We start from the raw sequence: 15,397 nt of genomic DNA on the forward strand, positions 1-15,397 counted from the left end.
GGCCCGGCGCCGGGGAGGCGCGCCGGGCCCGGTGGCTTCAGTTCTTGTTGGTGCCCGGGGTGAGGACCTTGTCGATGACGAACACGGTCGCGTTCTTGGTCGGGATGTTGCCGCACAGGATCTTCGCGCCGTTGACGGTCATGTTGTCGCCCGAGCCCTCGATCTTGATCGGGCCGCCCGCGGTGTTGAGCGAGGTGACCGTGCCAGCCTGTTCGAGACCCTTGGCGTCGTAGCGCTTGCCGACGACGTGGTACTGCAGGATCGGCGCGAGCTGGTTCGGGTTGGCCGCCAGCTCCTTGAACTTCGCGTCGCCGAGCGCGTTGAACGCCGGGTCGGCCGGGGCGAAGACGGTGATGGCCTGCTGGCTGTTGAGGGTGTCGACCAGGTTGGTGGCCTTGACCGCCGCGACCAGCTTGGTGAGCAGCGGGTTCGTCGAGGCGGCGGACGCGACCGGCTGCGGGCCCATCGAGTCGAGCGAACCCGGCGCGTTGCCCTGCGGCAGCTTCGAGCAGGCTGGGCCGAACACGTCGGCGTTGGTGGTGACACCGGAGTCGCTGCTGGACATCGGCGCCGAGGACGGCATCGACGAGGGCATCGCCGACGGGGAGCTGCCCGAGGCGTTGTTGTCGGTGCTGGTGCCGCACGCGGTGAGGGCGAGGGCGGCAGCGGCGCCGATACCGGCGAGGCGAAGGGTCTTCACGGCAATTCTCCGTTCACAGTGGATTGTTCGACAGGGATTCGGCGCCGGGCCGGCACCGGATTGGTCAGGAAGCGATAAAAGTCGTGGAATGCCATCCGGTCGCCCCATCGGGCACGGTTCCGGCGCGGGCCTCGGTCTGGGTGTAGCCGGATTTGTCGGTCGCACGCACGAAAACCTGGTGCGTGCCGGGCTTGACGGAAATCTGGGTCCACCACATCCGCCAGGTGTTCCGGTTCACCTCGGCGGACAAGGTGGCCGGCTGCCAGGGCCCGCCGTCCACTTTGGTCTCCACCTTGGCGATCCCGGTGTGCTGCGCCCAGGCGACGCCGGCGATCCGCACCGCCCCGGCCGGAACGGTGGCGAATCCCTTGGGCGTGTCGATCCGGGATTCGGTCTTGATCGGCGCCTGCTCGCCCCAGCCGCGGCGAAGCCAGTACGCCTGCCGGGCCTTCCACGTGGTGACCTCGATGTCGACCACCCATTTGACCGCCGAGACGTACCCGTAGAGCCCGGGAGTGACCAGCCGCGCGGGAAAACCGTGCTCCAGCGGCAGCGGTTCGCGGTTCATCCCGATCGCCAGCATCGCGCCGCGCGAACGGTCCAGCGCGGCCGCGACCGGGGTGCCGGACGTCCAACCGTCCACACTGGAGCAGAACAGCTGCTCCGCGCCCGGCTGGACCCCGGCTTCCGCCAGCAGATCCGCGAGATCGACGCCGATGAAGTTCGAAGTGGACACATAATCGCCGCCGACCTCGTTGGACACGCACGTCATCGTCACCGTGCGCTCGACCAGCGGCCGGTCGCGGAGATCGCGGTAGCGGTACCGGATTTCCCGGTCGACCATCCCGTGGATCCGCAGGCTCCAGTCCTCGGTGCGCACCTGCGGAACCGACAACGCGGTGTCGACGCGGTAGAAGTTCCGGTTGGGCGTGAGGAACGCCGGGGTGCCGAGTTTGGCGAAATCCGCGTCGGCGGGAATGGGCGGAGCCGAGACCGCCGGCACGAGCGGCCCGACCGCCTCCCGGGACGCCGCGGCATCTCTCGTTCCGCTGATCGCCTGCCCGGCACCGCCGAGAACTCCGGCCCCGACGACGGTGCCGACGCTGCCGAGCAAGAACGACCGGCGCGACGAGTCCGTCGCCTGCTGTCGCGCAGCGATTCGGTGCAGCAGCAGGAAAACCGCGACCCCGACGACGAGACTGGCCAGCGGAGCCAGCAACGCGACCGCGGTCAGATCCGGCCGCGCGGCCACCGCGACCCCGCCGATCAGTCCAAACGCGACAATGATCGCGACACCCGGCCACGGCTTCCGCCGGGACAGCAGCCCCGCCGCCGCGGAGACGACCACCAGCACCGCCGCCATGCCGCCGAGCAGGACGACCTTGTCGTAGGTGCCGAAGGTCCGCACCGCGAAGTCTTTCAGCGGCAGCGGCGTCAGGTCGATGGCTCCGTTGCCGACCGCGAGGTACGGCGAGGCGTTGACGTTGCCGAACGATGCGGCCAGGTGCCCGGCGGCCAGCGCCGAGACCAGGGCGAGCACGCCGCACAGCGCTGCCGGAAGGAACCGCAGACGGGAGGTCATGCCAGGCATTCGCAGCCGGACCGGGCGCGGATGGGTGGGTGTGCGTCACCCGTCCGGGGGTCCGCTCGGACCCGTGGCGCCTTTCTCGGCGCATTTGCGTGATTTCGTGCGCAAGCGGCTGTTCCGTCGGCTAAATTCCCGGACGACTCCGGATGGAGCAGTCATTCGGGAGAATGGGGACACCGATGCGGCGAATGGTGATCACTGCGGCCTGTCTGGGGGTGCTGGCAGCCACGGCCGCGTGCGGCGGCGGGGCGGCCCCGGCCCTGCCCACCGACCAGGCCGGACCGGCCGGGCAGCCGCCCGCGTCCTCCGCCGAGCCGGAAGCGGTCACCGCCGATCCGCCGATGGCCTTCGACACGAGCAAGGGCGTCGCGCTGCCCCGCACGGCGCTGCAGGCCAACATGGGCGGCTCGGTCACGTCGAAGTTCATGACGCTGCGCGACCGCACCGGCTACATCATCGCCCCCGAATCGCTGAGCGCGGTCGACGTCCTCACCGGCCGCGAGAAGTGGAACACCAGGATCGAGGGCCCGGCCGCCGACCCGAACGCGCACAAGGGCCCGTTCGTCGAGCAGAGCGGACCGCGTCCGCCGCTCGTCACCGACCAGCTCGCCGTCGGAGCCGTCCCGCTGCGGATGCCCGAGCAGGGCACGACGCCCGGCTACCTCGCGCTCGCCGTCATCGCGGTGAATCCGCAGACCGGGGCCAAGGTCTGGCAGACGAACACCAAGATCGCCGACGACCAGTACGGGATCAGCGGCGACCGTTCGGTCACGCACGTCGTCGCGGTCACCGGCAAGGCCGTGATCGCCAGCTTCGCGCAGTCGGAGGGCAATCTCACCGTCGCGCTGGACCCGGCGACCGGGAAGCAGCTGTGGGTGCGCAAGGACTACGACGCGGGCAGCGTGAACGGCGACGTCGTCGTCGGGGTCGACTCGAATGTCGCCGAGAACGAGTCGATGGTCCAGGCGACCGCGCTCGACATCGCCACCGGCCAGCAGAAATGGGTCGGCGCCGCCAAATCGAGCGCGGTCGAGATCCTGCCCGCCGATCCGGCGATGGTGGTCCTGAAGGCCAACGAGTACAGCAGCGGCCACGCCTTCCTGAAGTTCCTCGACGCGGCGACCGGCGCGGAGAAGTTCTCCGTGGAAGGCACCCGGAACCTGGGCCCCGACTCGTACGGCGACTGCCTTTACGACGAGCAGTCGGTGCTCGCCTGCACCGACTCCGGCGTGCTGACCGCGTACGACGCGAAGGCCGGGACCAAACTGTGGAGCCTCCCGGACCAGGCCGCGAACCGCGTCGCGCCGGGCGGCCTGACCGTCGCCTGGCACGGCGCGCTGTACGGCTACACCAACGGAAAGCAGCCGATCGTCCTCGACGCGAAGACCGGCAAGGACCTGTCCACCGAGGTGGGCTTCGTGCCGGACTGGGTCAGCAAGTACGCCGCGGCGGGCGTCGACCAGGACGGCTCGCCGAAGGCTTATCCGGTCAAGAAGTAGCCGTCGCGCCGTCCTCCGCGAGGATCTGCTCGCGGAGGATGTCCGCGTGCCCGCAGTGCTGCGCGAGTTCCCGCAGCACATGCAGGTAGACGAACCGCAGCGGCAGTGGGCCGCGGCGGTTGCCGGGGAGGATGTCGGTCAGTTCGAGCGGCGCGGTGGCTGCACGGGCGGCTTCGCATGCCTCGCGGTGCGCCTGCTGGATGGACGCGATGCTGTCGTCGTCGGTGAGGACGAATGATTCGTCGGGCGTTTCCGGGATCCCGATCTCGGCGCGCGAACGCCCGGTGACGGCCTCGTCGAACCAGACCTTCTCCACGAAGGTCACGTGTTTGACCAGCCCGAGCAGCGTGGTCTTCGACGGCACGAGCCTCCGGCGGGCCTGCTCCTCGGTGAGCCCGTCGAGGCAGTGCTGGAGCGCTTCGCGGTGTTCGTCGATGAAGTAGTCGAACTGGGCCTTGGCGTGGTTGTCGATCGCTGATTCCATGGGCACGGACCCAGCTTGCCGGATGTCGGAATCCAGGTGAAGGAGCAGGCATGCCGTCGCTCGGCCTGTACTGCCCGTGGACGCACTTCCAGAACGACAACTGGCTCAAGCTCGCGCTGCTGACCTGGGACCGGCTGGCCCGGATGCGCCCGCCCGCGGCGCCGGACCGGGACGGGGACCTAGTCCGCCGTCTCCGCGGCGAGACTGATTTCCTGGTGGAGACCGCGCCGAGCGCCGCCGTGCTGAACGTTGTCGCCGAGTCGTTCGGCGAGATTTTCGATGCCGATCCCGGCCGCCTGCTCGACCGCTACGGGCTGGACGAGCCGCGGGCGTGCGACGGAGACCCGAGCGGGCCGGGCTGGCGAGGGTACGCGCCGCCGATCACCCAGCACATGGTGATGGGGCCGCCGCCGGTCGAGGTGCTGACGGCGGTCCCGGTCGGCGGCCCGGGCGCGAAAATGACCGGCGGGCTCCGGGACGGGCTGGTCCGGCTCGGCCTCGCGGTGCCGATGGACGGACAGTGGGTCGGCCTCGACCCGGAACTGGCCTCGATCTACCTCGCGGTGCTGGCCGACGCGATGAGCCACCGCGAAGCGCTGTCGCCGGTCACCGACGACCCGCGCATGCATCACGCGACCGGTGCGCTGGACCGGTTGGTGTCGCTGGTGTTCGACGAGCACGTTCCGGTGCCGGCGGTGGAGAACGTTTCCAGCGCCTACCTGCAGATCGCGCTCGAGACGGTGCTCGAACCGTCCCATGTGGACCGGGTGCCGGCGGACAAGCTCATCAGTTTCCGGGAAAAGCACCGGGCCGAACTCGCCGCGTTCCAGGCGCACGTGGCGAGCCTCGGCCCGGAGCTGCAAGCCGCCGCGGAAGCGGAGAACCTGGAAGTGGCGGCGGCGCATCTGTGTGCGTTGTACGAAACCCGGACCCGGCCGCAGCTGGACGAACTCCGCAAAGCGTTGCGCGGCATGGGCATCGAGGCGTCCGCGGGAACACTGGTGCAGAAGATTGACCTCAACGCGGCGGCGGGCACCGTACTCGGCAGCGTCGCTGCGGCGGGCGGACAGCTGGCGGTAGCGGGTGCCGCGGTCGCGGTGACGCTAGTGCCTTATCTGGCAGGGAAGACGAAAGCACGGCGGCAGCAGGTGGCGAAATCGCCGGTAGCGTATTTGCTTGCGGCGGACCGCAAACTCACCGGACGCGCGCTGCTGCGGCGCGATCGCTAGGGGACGCACGTTCAGTGCGGCGCGGACCGGGTCTTCCCGGCATCGAGCCGAGCCAGCGCCGTTTCCACCGCGTTGACCTCCGCGAACCGGCCTTGGGCGCGGAAAAGATCGAGCGCCAGCTGCCACACCGAGCGCGCCTTGCCGGAGTCGCCCATTGCGCGGTGGGTGTGGCCGAGGTGTTCGAGGGTGTCGGCTTCCAGATAGGTATTGCCGGATTCCCGGTACAGCGCAAGCGCTTCGCGATAGTGCTCGATGGCGTCGATGTGGCGGCCGGTGTGGTGGGCGATGTGCGCGAGGCTGTCGAGGACGTCGGCCACCGCCGGGTGGTTCGCAGTCCGGTAAAGCTGGAGCGCGCGTTCGCAGTGCGGCCGGGCCTGCTCGTGCTGGCCGAGGAGGGTGAGATACCAGCCGACGCCGTTCTGGGCCTGCGCTTCCCACACCGGATTGCCGAGCGGGCGGAACAGCTCCAGCGAGCGCTGGGCGTGCTCGAGCGCGGCGCGCTGGTCGCCGTGCAGTTCCCAGGTTTGGGCGAGGTCGTGTTCGATGATTGCCCGGACGCGCTGGTCCTCGCCGCGGTCGGCCAGGTCCAGCGCTTGCGCGAGATGGGCGAGGGCGTCGTCGTGCCGGGCCCCGCGGGCGCAAGCCAGGCCGTAGCGGCGGTGCGCGAGGACGCGGGTTTCCGGAGTCCCGAGCGCGTCGGCGGCCTGCACCGCGACAGGCCAGACCTCGAGGTCTTCGTGCAGGAATCCACGCCGGTAGTGATAGGCAGTCAGCGCCAAGGCGATCTGCCACGCGGGTTCGTGCCACCTGTGTGCGGAGGCGACGCGCTGGGCGTCGAGAAGGCAATCGTGGTCCGCGTCGAACCAGTCGAGAGCTTCTCCGGTGCTCGCCGGCGGATGCGGATAGGGATGGTCGTGTCCGGTGTCGATGCCGGGCGGGAGGACGCCGTGCGGATGCAGGACCCGGTTTCCGGCCAGCGCGGTGCCGGTGTAGTAGCCGATGACGCGGACCAGCGCCGCGGTGCGCGCCTCGGCGGGAAGGCTGGTGTGGGTCCTCGCGAAGAGGCGGACCAGGTCGTGCATCCGGTAGCGGCCGGGCGCGTCCTGCTCCACCAGTGAAACCCGTTCCAGCGCAAGGAGAATCGCCGCGGTGGCGTTCGGGGACAAGCCGGTGAGGTTGGCGGCCGCGCGGACGCTGATGTCCGGTCCGGGAGCGAGGCCGAGCAGTTCGAACACCTCGGCGTGCTGCGGCGGGAGAGCGCGCAAGGACCACGACAGGACTGCGGCGACGCTGGCATCGCCGTCGTCGAGCGCGCTCACGTCGGTGAGTTCGGCGGCCAGCGCGGCCAACGGGAAGTCGGGGTGTTCGGCGGCCCGGGCGGCCAGGATTCCCAGTGCCAGCGGAGAACCGGCGCAGCGGGTGACGAGTTGTTCGGCGGCGTCGGGGTCGGCGTCGAGGTAGTCCGGGCCGAGCCGGTCGATCAGGACGCTTCGGGCGTGTGCCGCGGGCAGCGGCCGGACCGCCAGCGGGGTGGCGCCGTGCGTGGTGGTCAGGCTGGTCATGCGGTTGCGGCTGGTCACGACGACGGCGCAGCTCGGCTCGCCCGGCAGCAGCGGCGTGATCTGGCTGGGGTCGCGGGCGTTGTCGAGGACGACGAGGACGCGTTTTCCGGCGAGAAGGGTGCGGTAGAGCGCGGTCTGCGCGTCGGGTTCGGCCGGGATGGCGGAGCCGGTGACGCCGAGCGCGTGCAGAAAACCCCGCAACGCGACGTCGGGCGCGGTCGGGTCGCCGTCCGGGCTGAAGCCGCGCAGGTCGACGTAGAGGCGGCCGTCCGGGAACGCAGTCGCTTGCCGGTGGGCCCAGTGCAGCGCGAGGGCGGTTTTGCCCATTCCGCCACCGCCGTGCAGGACGGTGATGGGCACCGTGGCGTGTGGTTCGGCGAGGGTGTCGAGGTGCCGGAGTTCGTCTTCGCGACCGGCGAATCGCGGCGGCGGGGACGGGAGTTGCTGGGGGACCGGCGCGGCCCACGCCCGCAGCGGTGCGGGGCCGGGAGTTTGGGCGGCGAGGATTTCCTCGTGCACCGCGCGCAGGTGCGGCGACGGGTCGGCGCCGAGTTCGTCGACGAGCATCGTGCGGGTGCGCTGGTAGCGCGCGAGGGCTTCGTCGGTGCGGCCGCTGTGGTGCAGGGCGCGCATGAGGGCGGCGGCGATGCGTTCGTCCAGCGGGTATTCGTCCGCGCGCCGGGCGAGGAGACCGAGGACAGCGCCGTGCTGTCCGCGACGCAGCTGCCGGTCGGCGTAGTCGAGTTCGGCGGCAGTGCGCTGGCGGGCAAGGGAATGCCGGACGTTGTCGGCCCACGCCGAATCGACCCCGAGCAACGCGTCGCCCTGCCACCTGTCGAGGGCGCGTTCGTACAACCGCGCGGCCTCGGCGTCGTCGGCGGTCGCGCGGGCCTGGCTGACCAGGTCGGTGAACTGGTGCAGATCGAGCGCGTCCGGACTGGGCAGCGGGATGACGTATCCGCCGGACCGCCGTTCGATCCCGCCGCCGTGCGGATGCAGGACCCGGCGCAGGCGGGCGACGTAGGTCTGCAGCGCGTTCGCGACGCGGGACGGCGGATGCTCGCCCCACACCCGGGTCACGAGCTGATCGGCCGGAACGACGCGCCCGGCGTCGAGCAGCAACGCGGCCAGCACGAGCCGCTGCCGCGCGTGCCCGACCGCCAGCACCTCGCCGTCCGCGGTCGCGCCGACCTCGCCCAGCACCCGGAACTCCAGCGCCATCGCGTAGCCTCCCCGGTCCACCGGACGAGGCTAAAGCATTGCCGAGCGGGCATGAATCGAAAATGAGCCGGACTCTTGCCGCGTCACCGCGATCCGGCGGCCACCAGCTTCTCCGTGATCGGTTCCAGCGCGGCGATCAACTCGTCGAGTTCGGCCGCCGACAGAGCTTCGTACGGCGCGGCGGCAAGCTCGTCGGTCAAGCTCTCGATGCGCTGCTTCACTTCACGGCCCGCGTCGGTGAACCGACCCTCCGCGTCGACGAGACCTCGTTCGCGCAAGCCGTCCATGATCGCGGCCAGCCGCTTCTTCGGCAGGTGATGCACGCGCCCGAACGACTCCGGCGGGTGGATGCCCATCTCCAGCGCGGACAGGATGTGCGCCTCCGCACCGCCGATCCGCGCGCTGACCAGCGCGGCGATGTGCCCGTCCCCGCGATGCTCGCGCAGCATGGTCGCGGAATGCCACAACCGGGCGACCGGATCGCTCGGCATCGGCAGGGTGCGCATCCCGGCGTACATCATCCGACCCACGGTGGGCGCGCTCGTCGCGGCCTTGGCGGTCAGGTCGGCGGCGCGCACCAGACCCGGGGAACCGGCGAGTTCGTCGCCGAGGATCCGGCGCACCGACGCGGCGCTGCCTCGTTCCCGCGCGGCGACGGAAGCCTCGGGCGGGATCGTCTCCCACGCGCTCGGGATGTGCCGCGCGGCCTCGCCTTCGGCGAAGTTGTAGAACGCCGCGTGGACGACCTCCGCCGGCACCCGCCCCAGCGGCGCGGCGCGGCTGGCGAAGTATCCGTCCCAATAGGTGCGGTGGCCGAGTGCGGCCAGTTCTTCGTTGCACTCGTCGGCGAAGAAGGTGACGAGGCAGATCGGCTCCAGGAGCTCGAACATGCGCCGGGCAGTGCTGGTCATCGCTGCATCATGCCAGCGTGGTGAGGAAAATATCGGCGATTTGCTCGCCGAGGTCGACCGACGCGACCGCGCCGTCCGGGCCGTTCTCCGCGGGGGAGCGAAGGACGACTTCCGCTCGGTACAGCCCGCGCCGGGTCATCACGTTGAGCGCGCGGGTCGGCTGATCGAGGGTGACGCTGACCGTGTCCTCCCCGGCGAACCGGAGCTGGTCGCCGCGCTCGAGGTCGGTCGTGGTCCCGTTGACGGTCAGCCGGAGCGGCCCGAGAGCGGTGAAAAGCCGGTCGATTCCGGGGAAAGACGAGAACGGCGCGTCTTCGAGGAGGTCCGCGACGCTGATCCGCCATCGGGAGGGATCGGCGTCGGCGGCGAGTTCGCGGGTGGTGCCTGCGCCGTTGCGCCAGGGAACCGGGGCGACTTCGGACGGGTTGAGCATCAGGGCATCTCACTCGTTCTCCGCGGCAGATGCAAACTCGCCGGGCGTCAAGCGGGGTTCACTGCGGCAACAGCGTGCGGACCGCGTCCGGGAATCCGGCCACTCCGTCCGGTCCGGACAGTGCCAGGTTGAAGAGAAACCCGGGCAGCAGCGCCAAAATCGCCTGCGCGAGCGCCTCGGCCGGCACACCGGTCCAGGCCCCGGCCTCCTGGTGGCTGCGCACGAGACCGGCCACCTCGGCACTCATCTCGGCCGACGCGGCGGCGAGGCGCTCGGCGAGTTCCGGATTGCGCTGGGCCTCCGACCAGACCAGCACCGCCATGCTCGCCAGTTCCCGGTCGCGGTGCAGGCCGGTGACGGCTTCCAGCAGCTCCGCCATCACCTCGCCGACCCCGCGCTCGCCGCCGCGGGCGAGGGCAGCGCGCAGCACCCCGGTGACGTCGTCGAGGTTCTGCGCGGCGACCGCGACGATCATGTCCTCCTTCTTCGGGAAATACCGGTAAACCGCGCCCGCGGACTTGCCCGCCTCGGTGAAGACGTCCTGCATCGAGGTGCGGTGGAAGCCGTCGCGGAGGAAACAGCGGCGCGCGGCCGCCAGGATTTCCCCGCGCTGGTCGTCCTTGTACTGCTGGCTCACCCTCGGCAACGTCCGCTCCTCGCCTTGACACCCGTCGCCGGGGCAGCCTAGCGTAAAAGAAAAGCGGATGTCCGTCCTCTTTTAGCGTCAGGAGACCCCCGCCATGCCCATGACTCCCGTCCCGGACGTCACGCTGACTCCGGTCGCGTCCTTCCCCGAGAAGTACTTCCCGGAAAACCTCGCGGTCCGCTCCGACGGTTCGGTGCTGGTCACCGTCCTCCTGCAGCAGGAGCTGTGGATCGTGCCGGAGCCGCAGCGGCCCGTTCTCGTGCACCGCTTCGACCATCCCGTGACGGGGATCGTCGAGGTGCAGCCGGACGTCTTCGTGCTCAGCCTGACCGAGGGCTACACCACCCACGAATCGCATCTGGTGCGGCTCGACCTCACCGGCTGGGCGCCCGGCGAACCGGTCGTCCCGGAGGTCGTCTTCACCTTCGACGACCGGGTGCGCGCACTCAACGGCAGCTGCCTGCTCGGCAGTGGAGTGCTGGCCGTCGCCGACTGCTTCGCCGGGCTGATCTGGCGCGTCGACCTCGATGCCGACGCTCGTAGTGGGCAGGCCCGGGTCTGGCTGGCCCACGACACCATGGCCGACGACCCGGACGCCGAGATCGCCCCGCCGCGGCAGCCAGGCGTCAACGGCGTCCGGTACAGCGCGCGGACCGGCTACCTCTACTACACGTCCACCGCGCAGAAAGTCTTCATGCGAGTGCCAGTCGACCCCGAGACGCTAGACCCGTCGGGTGGCGCGGAATTCGTCGCCGCGATCGACAACGCCGACGACTTCGCCCTCGACGACGAGGCCGGATTCGCTTACGTGACAAGGCATCGCGCCAACACGCTCGACCGGGTGCCGCTCATTCCGCGGCACGGCAGCGAAGTCCGGCACATCGCGGGCGAGCCGTTCGACGAACGCCTGGTCGGGCCGTCCAGCGCGGCCTGGGTTCCGGGGCAGGAAGGGCGAGCCTTCTACGTGACCACGGACGGCGGCACGACCGCCCCGCCGGACGGGATCCTTCGCAACGCCATGCTGCTACGGGCTGACCTGCATCCGTGATGCTTAGGGGAGGCGGTTTCGGCGCGGATCAGGGCTTGCGCGCGACACCCGCCAGCATCGCCGCCTCGCTCGGATCCGCGAAGTCGACCACCGGCGTGTTGACCCCGCTTTCCTCGGGATGCCAGGCGGCGGTCCAGGTGACCCCCGGGTCCAGCATCTCGAAATCGCCGAACAACGCGCGGATTTCCGCGTTCGAGCGCAGCACGTGCTTGCTGACATTGGTGTCGTACAGCTGGATCACCGCGCGCAACTGCCTGGCGATATCCTCGGGCAACCCTTCGTGGGTGATCTGCGACAGCACGAGATACGACCCCGAGGGCAGCATTTCCCGGTACCGCGCGATGGCCTCCGGCCCGAGGTCGCGCCCGTCCGGGCCGGGCTGCTGGATGTGCAGGACCGCGGTGACCAGCAGCGCCAGCGGCCGGCCGGGATCGATGACGCCGGTGTCCGCGACGGACTGCCACAGTTCGTCCGGTTCGCGAAGATCGCCCTGGATCACCGCGTGGCGTTCGGGATCCCCGTGGCGCTCCAGCAGGATCCGGGAATGCGCGACCGCCACGGGTTCGCGGTCGATGTAGACGACGCGGGAATCCGGCGCGACCTCGTCGGCGATCTGGTGGACGTTGCCCATCGTCGGGACGCCGGACCCGATGTCGACGAACTGGCGCACGCCGAGGCGCACGAGATGCCGCACCGCGCGGTGCAGGAACGCGCGGTTGGCCCGGGCGCAGTACATCCCGGCCGGGAAGGCGGAGAGGACCATCTTGCCGAACTCGCGGTCGATGGCCCAGTTGGCCGTGCCGCCGAGATACCAGTCGTAAACCCGCGCCACGCTGGGCCGGTCGAGGTCCACGCCCGGGATGGGCTCTTCAGGTCCTTGCGCCACGCCGCCTCCCCCGCAGTCGTGGCCCAATCGTAGCCAATCCGGCCGATCCCGCCGGACGGGCACAGCGGCGACCGCCGGCCCGGCGCGGGCAGTGGTCTGGACAACGCGGATATTCCTTGCGTGATCCACTGCGTTTTCGTTAATGGGAAACAGCAGTTCAGCGCCGGGGAATCGGCCGGTGATCGTCGTTGAGTAGGCTGCTGTCAACGACTTCATTGGGGGAGCGATGACTGAAGAAATCGAACCGGTGCGCCGGGCCGCCGTCCGTTTTCCGGGAATCAGCCCGAGAGCCTACGAACACCCGGTGGACCGCGGCGCGCTCGCCACGTTGCGCGCGATGCCCGGATTCGCCCAGGTGATCAAGGCCGTCTCCGGTTTCTACAACGAACGCGGCGAACGGCTGATGGCGCTGGCGTCGTCGATTCGCGTGGGACCGAAGCAGTATCCGGAACTCGACCGGTTGCGCCACGAATGCGCCGAAACGCTCGATCTCCCCGCCGTGCCGAACCTGTTCGTCTACCAGGACCCGCGGCTGCAAGCGTCCGCGCTCGGCATGGACGAGCCGTTCATCCGGATCAGCACCGCGCTCGTCGAGCGGCTGAGCCACGAATCGCTGCGGTTCGCCATCGGCCACGAAATGGGGCACGTGCTGTCCGGGCACGCGGTCTACCGCACGATCATGGTGCGCCTGATCAACCTCCAGATGTCGATGTCCTGGACGCCGGTCAGCGCGCTCGGCATCCGGGCGATCATCGCGGCGCTGAGCGAGTGGTACCGCAAGGCCGAACTGTCCTGCGACCGCGCGGGCCTGCTCTGCGGCCAGGACCCGACCGCCGCGCTGCGCGCGCAGATCCAGCTCGCCGGCGGCGTCGACCCTTCCCGCATCGACATCCCGTCCTTCCTCCAGCAGGGAGCGGAATACGAGTCGGGCGAAGACATCCGGGACAGCCTGCTGAAGCTGAAGTACGTCGAGACCGAAACCCACCCGTTCGCCGTGGTCCGGGCGACGCAGCTGCAGAAATGGGCCGCGTCCGAGGAGTACCGGGCGATCCTGACCGGCGAGTACCCGCGCCGGGACGACGACGCGCCCGCCACGGACTGGAAGGACGACCTGAAGTCCGCGGCGAAGTCGTACAAGGATTCCTGGACCGCCTCGGCGGACCCGCTGACGAAGGTCTTCACCGACGTCGGGGAGACGGTCGCGGACACCGCGAGCAAGGTGTGGGCCAAGTTCGGCGGGGGCTCGGAGAACGGCAACGCCTGAGCTCGGCTTCGCGCGGAAATTCGGAACCGGAAAAGGCCGCGGCGAAATAACTGACAATTCTTGTCTGCTCGGACGCCGACAAAGCGCCGCATCTTAACCACGTATCCAGAGCCCGCGGAATGTGGGGTACGTCACCGCGTGCTGCGGTAATGGCGGCCTGATGTGCGCGATGGTATCTGCGGCGCGTGAGGGGATGGGGCGCGTCGGCAAACGGGGGAGGGGCATGCGGCAAACGGAGGAATGGCTTCCCGTGCCGCGGTGGATTCCCCGGCGTGGACCGGCCGTAATCGGCGAGTGCGGAAAATCCTCGCTGTTCTGTGGCCGGTAATCGGAGGAATTCAGCGTCCGAACGAAAGGGTTTCTTCATGGTGTTCAACCGGAAAGCTTCGCGCTTGGCCGGCTGTGTCGCCGGGGTGACCGCCGCGGGGCTGCTGGCCGCCGCGGCGCCGGCGAACGCGGTGGCCGGGGGTGCACCGGTCACCGGTGCCGCGGCGTCCTCGCTGGTCCGGCTCGCGATCGGGGGTGACGCGACCAGCGGCGGCCACGCCTGCACGGGAACCCTGGTTTCCTCGCAATGGATTCTGACGACCGCGTCGTGCCTCACCGGCAAGACCGGGGCGCACGCCGGCGACGGACTGGTCGACGGCGCGCCGCCTGCCGTCGCCGTGAACGCCGCGGTGACTGAAACCGGGAAGCCGACCCGGCAGATCGCCGTGGACCGCGTGGCGACGCGGACCGACCGCGACGTCGTGTTGCTGCGGCTGGTCGCGCCGGTTCTCGGGGCCAGCGCGGGGAATCTCGCCGCGACGCCGCCGCCGTCGAGCGGGCAGGTGACGGTGGCCGGGTTCGGCCGCACGGCGACCGAATGGATCCCGGACGCTCCGCAGTCGGCTTCGCTGACCATCGCGGCCGGCGCACCGGACCACGGACTGGCCCTCGAGGCGTCCGGCACGAGCGGCGTGTGCCGAGGCGACGCCGGAGCGCCGGTGTTCACTGCCGACGGGCGGATCACCGGCGTCATCACCGGTTCGTATCAGCACAACTGCCTCGGCGAGACCGCGACCAACCCGGCAGTGAGTGCCGCCCGGGTGGACGACCTCGGCGACTGGGTCACGGCGCACACCGTCGCGGGACACCACGGCCTGTACCGCGTCGACGCCAACGGGGCGGTCCTCGCCTATTCCGGCACCGGCAGCGCTTGGACGACCCTGGGCACCGGGTTCGACCGGGTCTACGCCGGGGAAAGCGCGGTGGTCGCGACCCGCGCCGACACTCACGACGTCTACCGCTACACCGGGACCCCCGGCCAGTGGGCGAAGATCGGCGGCCCGGGCGACGGGTTCGTGGTCAACGCCGACGGCGTCTACGGCTACAACGGCGGCGGCGTCCTGCGCTGGACCGGCACCGGCTGGGAAACGGTCGGCCCCGCCGGGACCGCGTTCTACGCCGCCGGCCACCTGCTCGCCCGGACCGTGCCCGGCACCGGCGACCTCTACCTGATGACCGCACCCGGCACCTGGGTCAAGATCGGCACCTCCGGCAGCGGCTTCGCGATCAACGACGACGGCATCTACGGAGCCAACGGCGGCGGCGTGTACCACTGGACCGGCAGCGGCAGCGCCTGGGCGAGCGTCGGCAAGGCGCAGAGCGCGCTGTACGCGGGCGCGCACACGCTGCTCGGCATCGAACCGGCCACCAAGGACGTCAACCTGCTGACCGGCAACGGCTGGGCCCGCATCGGCGGCTCCGGCGACGCGTTCGCGGCCAACGCCGACGGCGTGTACGGCATCAACAGCGGCGGCATCTACCGCTGGAACGCCCAGTCCGGCGGCTGGGCGGCGATCGGTCCCGCCACCCGGGCTCTCGCCACTGACTGATCCCGCGCACCGGCCGTGAAGGACCCCTTGCGGGACGGGGATTCCCGCA

General features: G+C 70.3%; 13 protein-coding genes. 5 read left to right on the forward strand and 8 right to left on the reverse strand.

The window, feature by feature from the left end; translation table 11 throughout:
• Nucleotides 1-37: 37 nt before the first annotated feature.
• Nucleotides 38-700, reverse strand: coding sequence for a fasciclin domain-containing protein (locus tag WA670_RS20120; RefSeq protein WP_336158517.1), 663 nt, complete (start codon nucleotides 698-700; stop codon nucleotides 38-40).
• Between the two features lie 64 nt (nucleotides 701-764).
• Nucleotides 765-2,291: a molybdopterin-dependent oxidoreductase gene (locus WA670_RS20125; RefSeq protein ID WP_442893111.1), complete on the reverse strand. Its 1,527-nt coding sequence runs from the start codon at nucleotides 2,289-2,291 to the stop codon at nucleotides 765-767.
• A gap of 176 nt (nucleotides 2,292-2,467) precedes the next feature.
• Between WA670_RS20125 and WA670_RS20130 the strand changes: the two genes are divergently transcribed.
• Entirely contained in the window at nucleotides 2,468-3,787 is a 1,320-nt protein-coding gene (locus WA670_RS20130) for an outer membrane protein assembly factor BamB family protein (RefSeq protein WP_336158519.1), read from the forward strand.
• Here WA670_RS20130 and WA670_RS20135 read toward each other — a convergent pair.
• On the reverse strand, nucleotides 3,777-4,271 hold the full coding sequence (locus tag WA670_RS20135) for a DinB family protein (RefSeq protein ID WP_336158673.1): 495 nt from the start codon (nucleotides 4,269-4,271) through the stop codon (nucleotides 3,777-3,779). The genes WA670_RS20130 and WA670_RS20135 overlap by 11 nt on opposite strands.
• A gap of 50 nt (nucleotides 4,272-4,321) precedes the next feature.
• Between WA670_RS20135 and WA670_RS20140 the strand changes: the two genes are divergently transcribed.
• Nucleotides 4,322-5,500 (forward strand): DUF6236 family protein, encoded by a 1,179-nt coding sequence (locus WA670_RS20140; RefSeq protein ID WP_336158520.1) that lies wholly within the window; start codon nucleotides 4,322-4,324, stop codon nucleotides 5,498-5,500.
• An 11-nt stretch (nucleotides 5,501-5,511) separates the two neighbouring features.
• On the opposite strand, the gene WA670_RS20145 is transcribed toward WA670_RS20140, so the two are convergent.
• From WA670_RS20145 to WA670_RS20160, 4 genes are all read right to left on the reverse strand, one after another.
• Nucleotides 5,512-8,304 (reverse strand): AfsR/SARP family transcriptional regulator, encoded by a 2,793-nt coding sequence (locus tag WA670_RS20145; RefSeq protein WP_336158521.1) that lies wholly within the window; start codon nucleotides 8,302-8,304, stop codon nucleotides 5,512-5,514.
• A 62-nt stretch (nucleotides 8,305-8,366) separates the two neighbouring features.
• Entirely contained in the window at nucleotides 8,367-9,194 is an 828-nt protein-coding gene (locus WA670_RS20150) for an SCO6745 family protein (RefSeq protein ID WP_134663104.1), read from the reverse strand.
• Between the two features lie 7 nt (nucleotides 9,195-9,201).
• Entirely contained in the window at nucleotides 9,202-9,627 is a 426-nt protein-coding gene (locus tag WA670_RS20155; protein WP_037813958.1) for a HutD/Ves family protein, read from the reverse strand.
• 58 nt (nucleotides 9,628-9,685) lie between these two features.
• Nucleotides 9,686-10,264 (reverse strand): TetR/AcrR family transcriptional regulator, encoded by a 579-nt coding sequence (locus WA670_RS20160; protein WP_336158674.1) that lies wholly within the window; start codon nucleotides 10,262-10,264, stop codon nucleotides 9,686-9,688.
• 103 nt (nucleotides 10,265-10,367) lie between these two features.
• Here WA670_RS20160 and WA670_RS20165 point away from each other — a divergent pair, with 103 nt between their 5' ends.
• On the forward strand, nucleotides 10,368-11,321 hold the full coding sequence (locus WA670_RS20165) for a hypothetical protein (protein ID WP_336158522.1): 954 nt from the start codon (nucleotides 10,368-10,370) through the stop codon (nucleotides 11,319-11,321).
• A gap of 28 nt (nucleotides 11,322-11,349) precedes the next feature.
• Here the strand turns inward: WA670_RS20165 and WA670_RS20170 are convergent, their stop codons facing one another.
• Nucleotides 11,350-12,174, reverse strand: coding sequence for an SAM-dependent methyltransferase (locus WA670_RS20170; RefSeq protein ID WP_134729718.1), 825 nt, complete (start codon nucleotides 12,172-12,174; stop codon nucleotides 11,350-11,352).
• A gap of 259 nt (nucleotides 12,175-12,433) precedes the next feature.
• Between WA670_RS20170 and WA670_RS20175 the strand changes: the two genes are divergently transcribed.
• Both WA670_RS20175 and WA670_RS20180 read left to right on the forward strand, forming a co-directional pair.
• Complete coding sequence (locus WA670_RS20175) at nucleotides 12,434-13,471, forward strand: M48 family metallopeptidase (RefSeq protein WP_134729633.1); 1,038 nt, start codon at nucleotides 12,434-12,436, stop codon at nucleotides 13,469-13,471.
• A 365-nt stretch (nucleotides 13,472-13,836) separates the two neighbouring features.
• Nucleotides 13,837-15,348 carry a S1 family peptidase gene (locus WA670_RS20180; protein ID WP_134729634.1) on the forward strand — a complete coding sequence of 504 codons (1,512 nt, stop codon included), beginning with the start codon at nucleotides 13,837-13,839 and terminating at the stop codon, nucleotides 15,346-15,348.
• The last annotated feature ends 49 nt before the right edge of the window (nucleotides 15,349-15,397 follow it).

The sequence above is a fragment of the Amycolatopsis sp. VC5-11 genome, assembly GCF_037034185.1.
Classification (GTDB): domain Bacteria; phylum Actinomycetota; class Actinomycetes; order Mycobacteriales; family Pseudonocardiaceae; genus Amycolatopsis; species Amycolatopsis nivea.

Coding starts and splice junctions, on each gene's coding strand:
- WA670_RS20125 (WP_442893111.1), bottom strand. CDS start 2,291: ATGCCTGGCATGACCTCCCGTCTGCGGTTCCTTCCGGCAGCGCTGTGC.
- WA670_RS20130 (WP_336158519.1), top strand. CDS start 2,468: ATGCGGCGAATGGTGATCACTGCGGCCTGTCTGGGGGTGCTGGCAGCC.
- WA670_RS20135 (WP_336158673.1), bottom strand. CDS start 4,271: ATGGAATCAGCGATCGACAACCACGCCAAGGCCCAGTTCGACTACTTC.
- WA670_RS20140 (WP_336158520.1), top strand. CDS start 4,322: ATGCCGTCGCTCGGCCTGTACTGCCCGTGGACGCACTTCCAGAACGAC.
- WA670_RS20150 (WP_134663104.1), bottom strand. CDS start 9,194: ATGACCAGCACTGCCCGGCGCATGTTCGAGCTCCTGGAGCCGATCTGC.
- WA670_RS20155 (WP_037813958.1), bottom strand. CDS start 9,627: ATGCTCAACCCGTCCGAAGTCGCCCCGGTTCCCTGGCGCAACGGCGCA.
- WA670_RS20165 (WP_336158522.1), top strand. CDS start 10,368: ATGCCCATGACTCCCGTCCCGGACGTCACGCTGACTCCGGTCGCGTCC.
- WA670_RS20175 (WP_134729633.1), top strand. CDS start 12,434: ATGACTGAAGAAATCGAACCGGTGCGCCGGGCCGCCGTCCGTTTTCCG.
- WA670_RS20180 (WP_134729634.1), top strand. CDS start 13,837: ATGGTGTTCAACCGGAAAGCTTCGCGCTTGGCCGGCTGTGTCGCCGGG.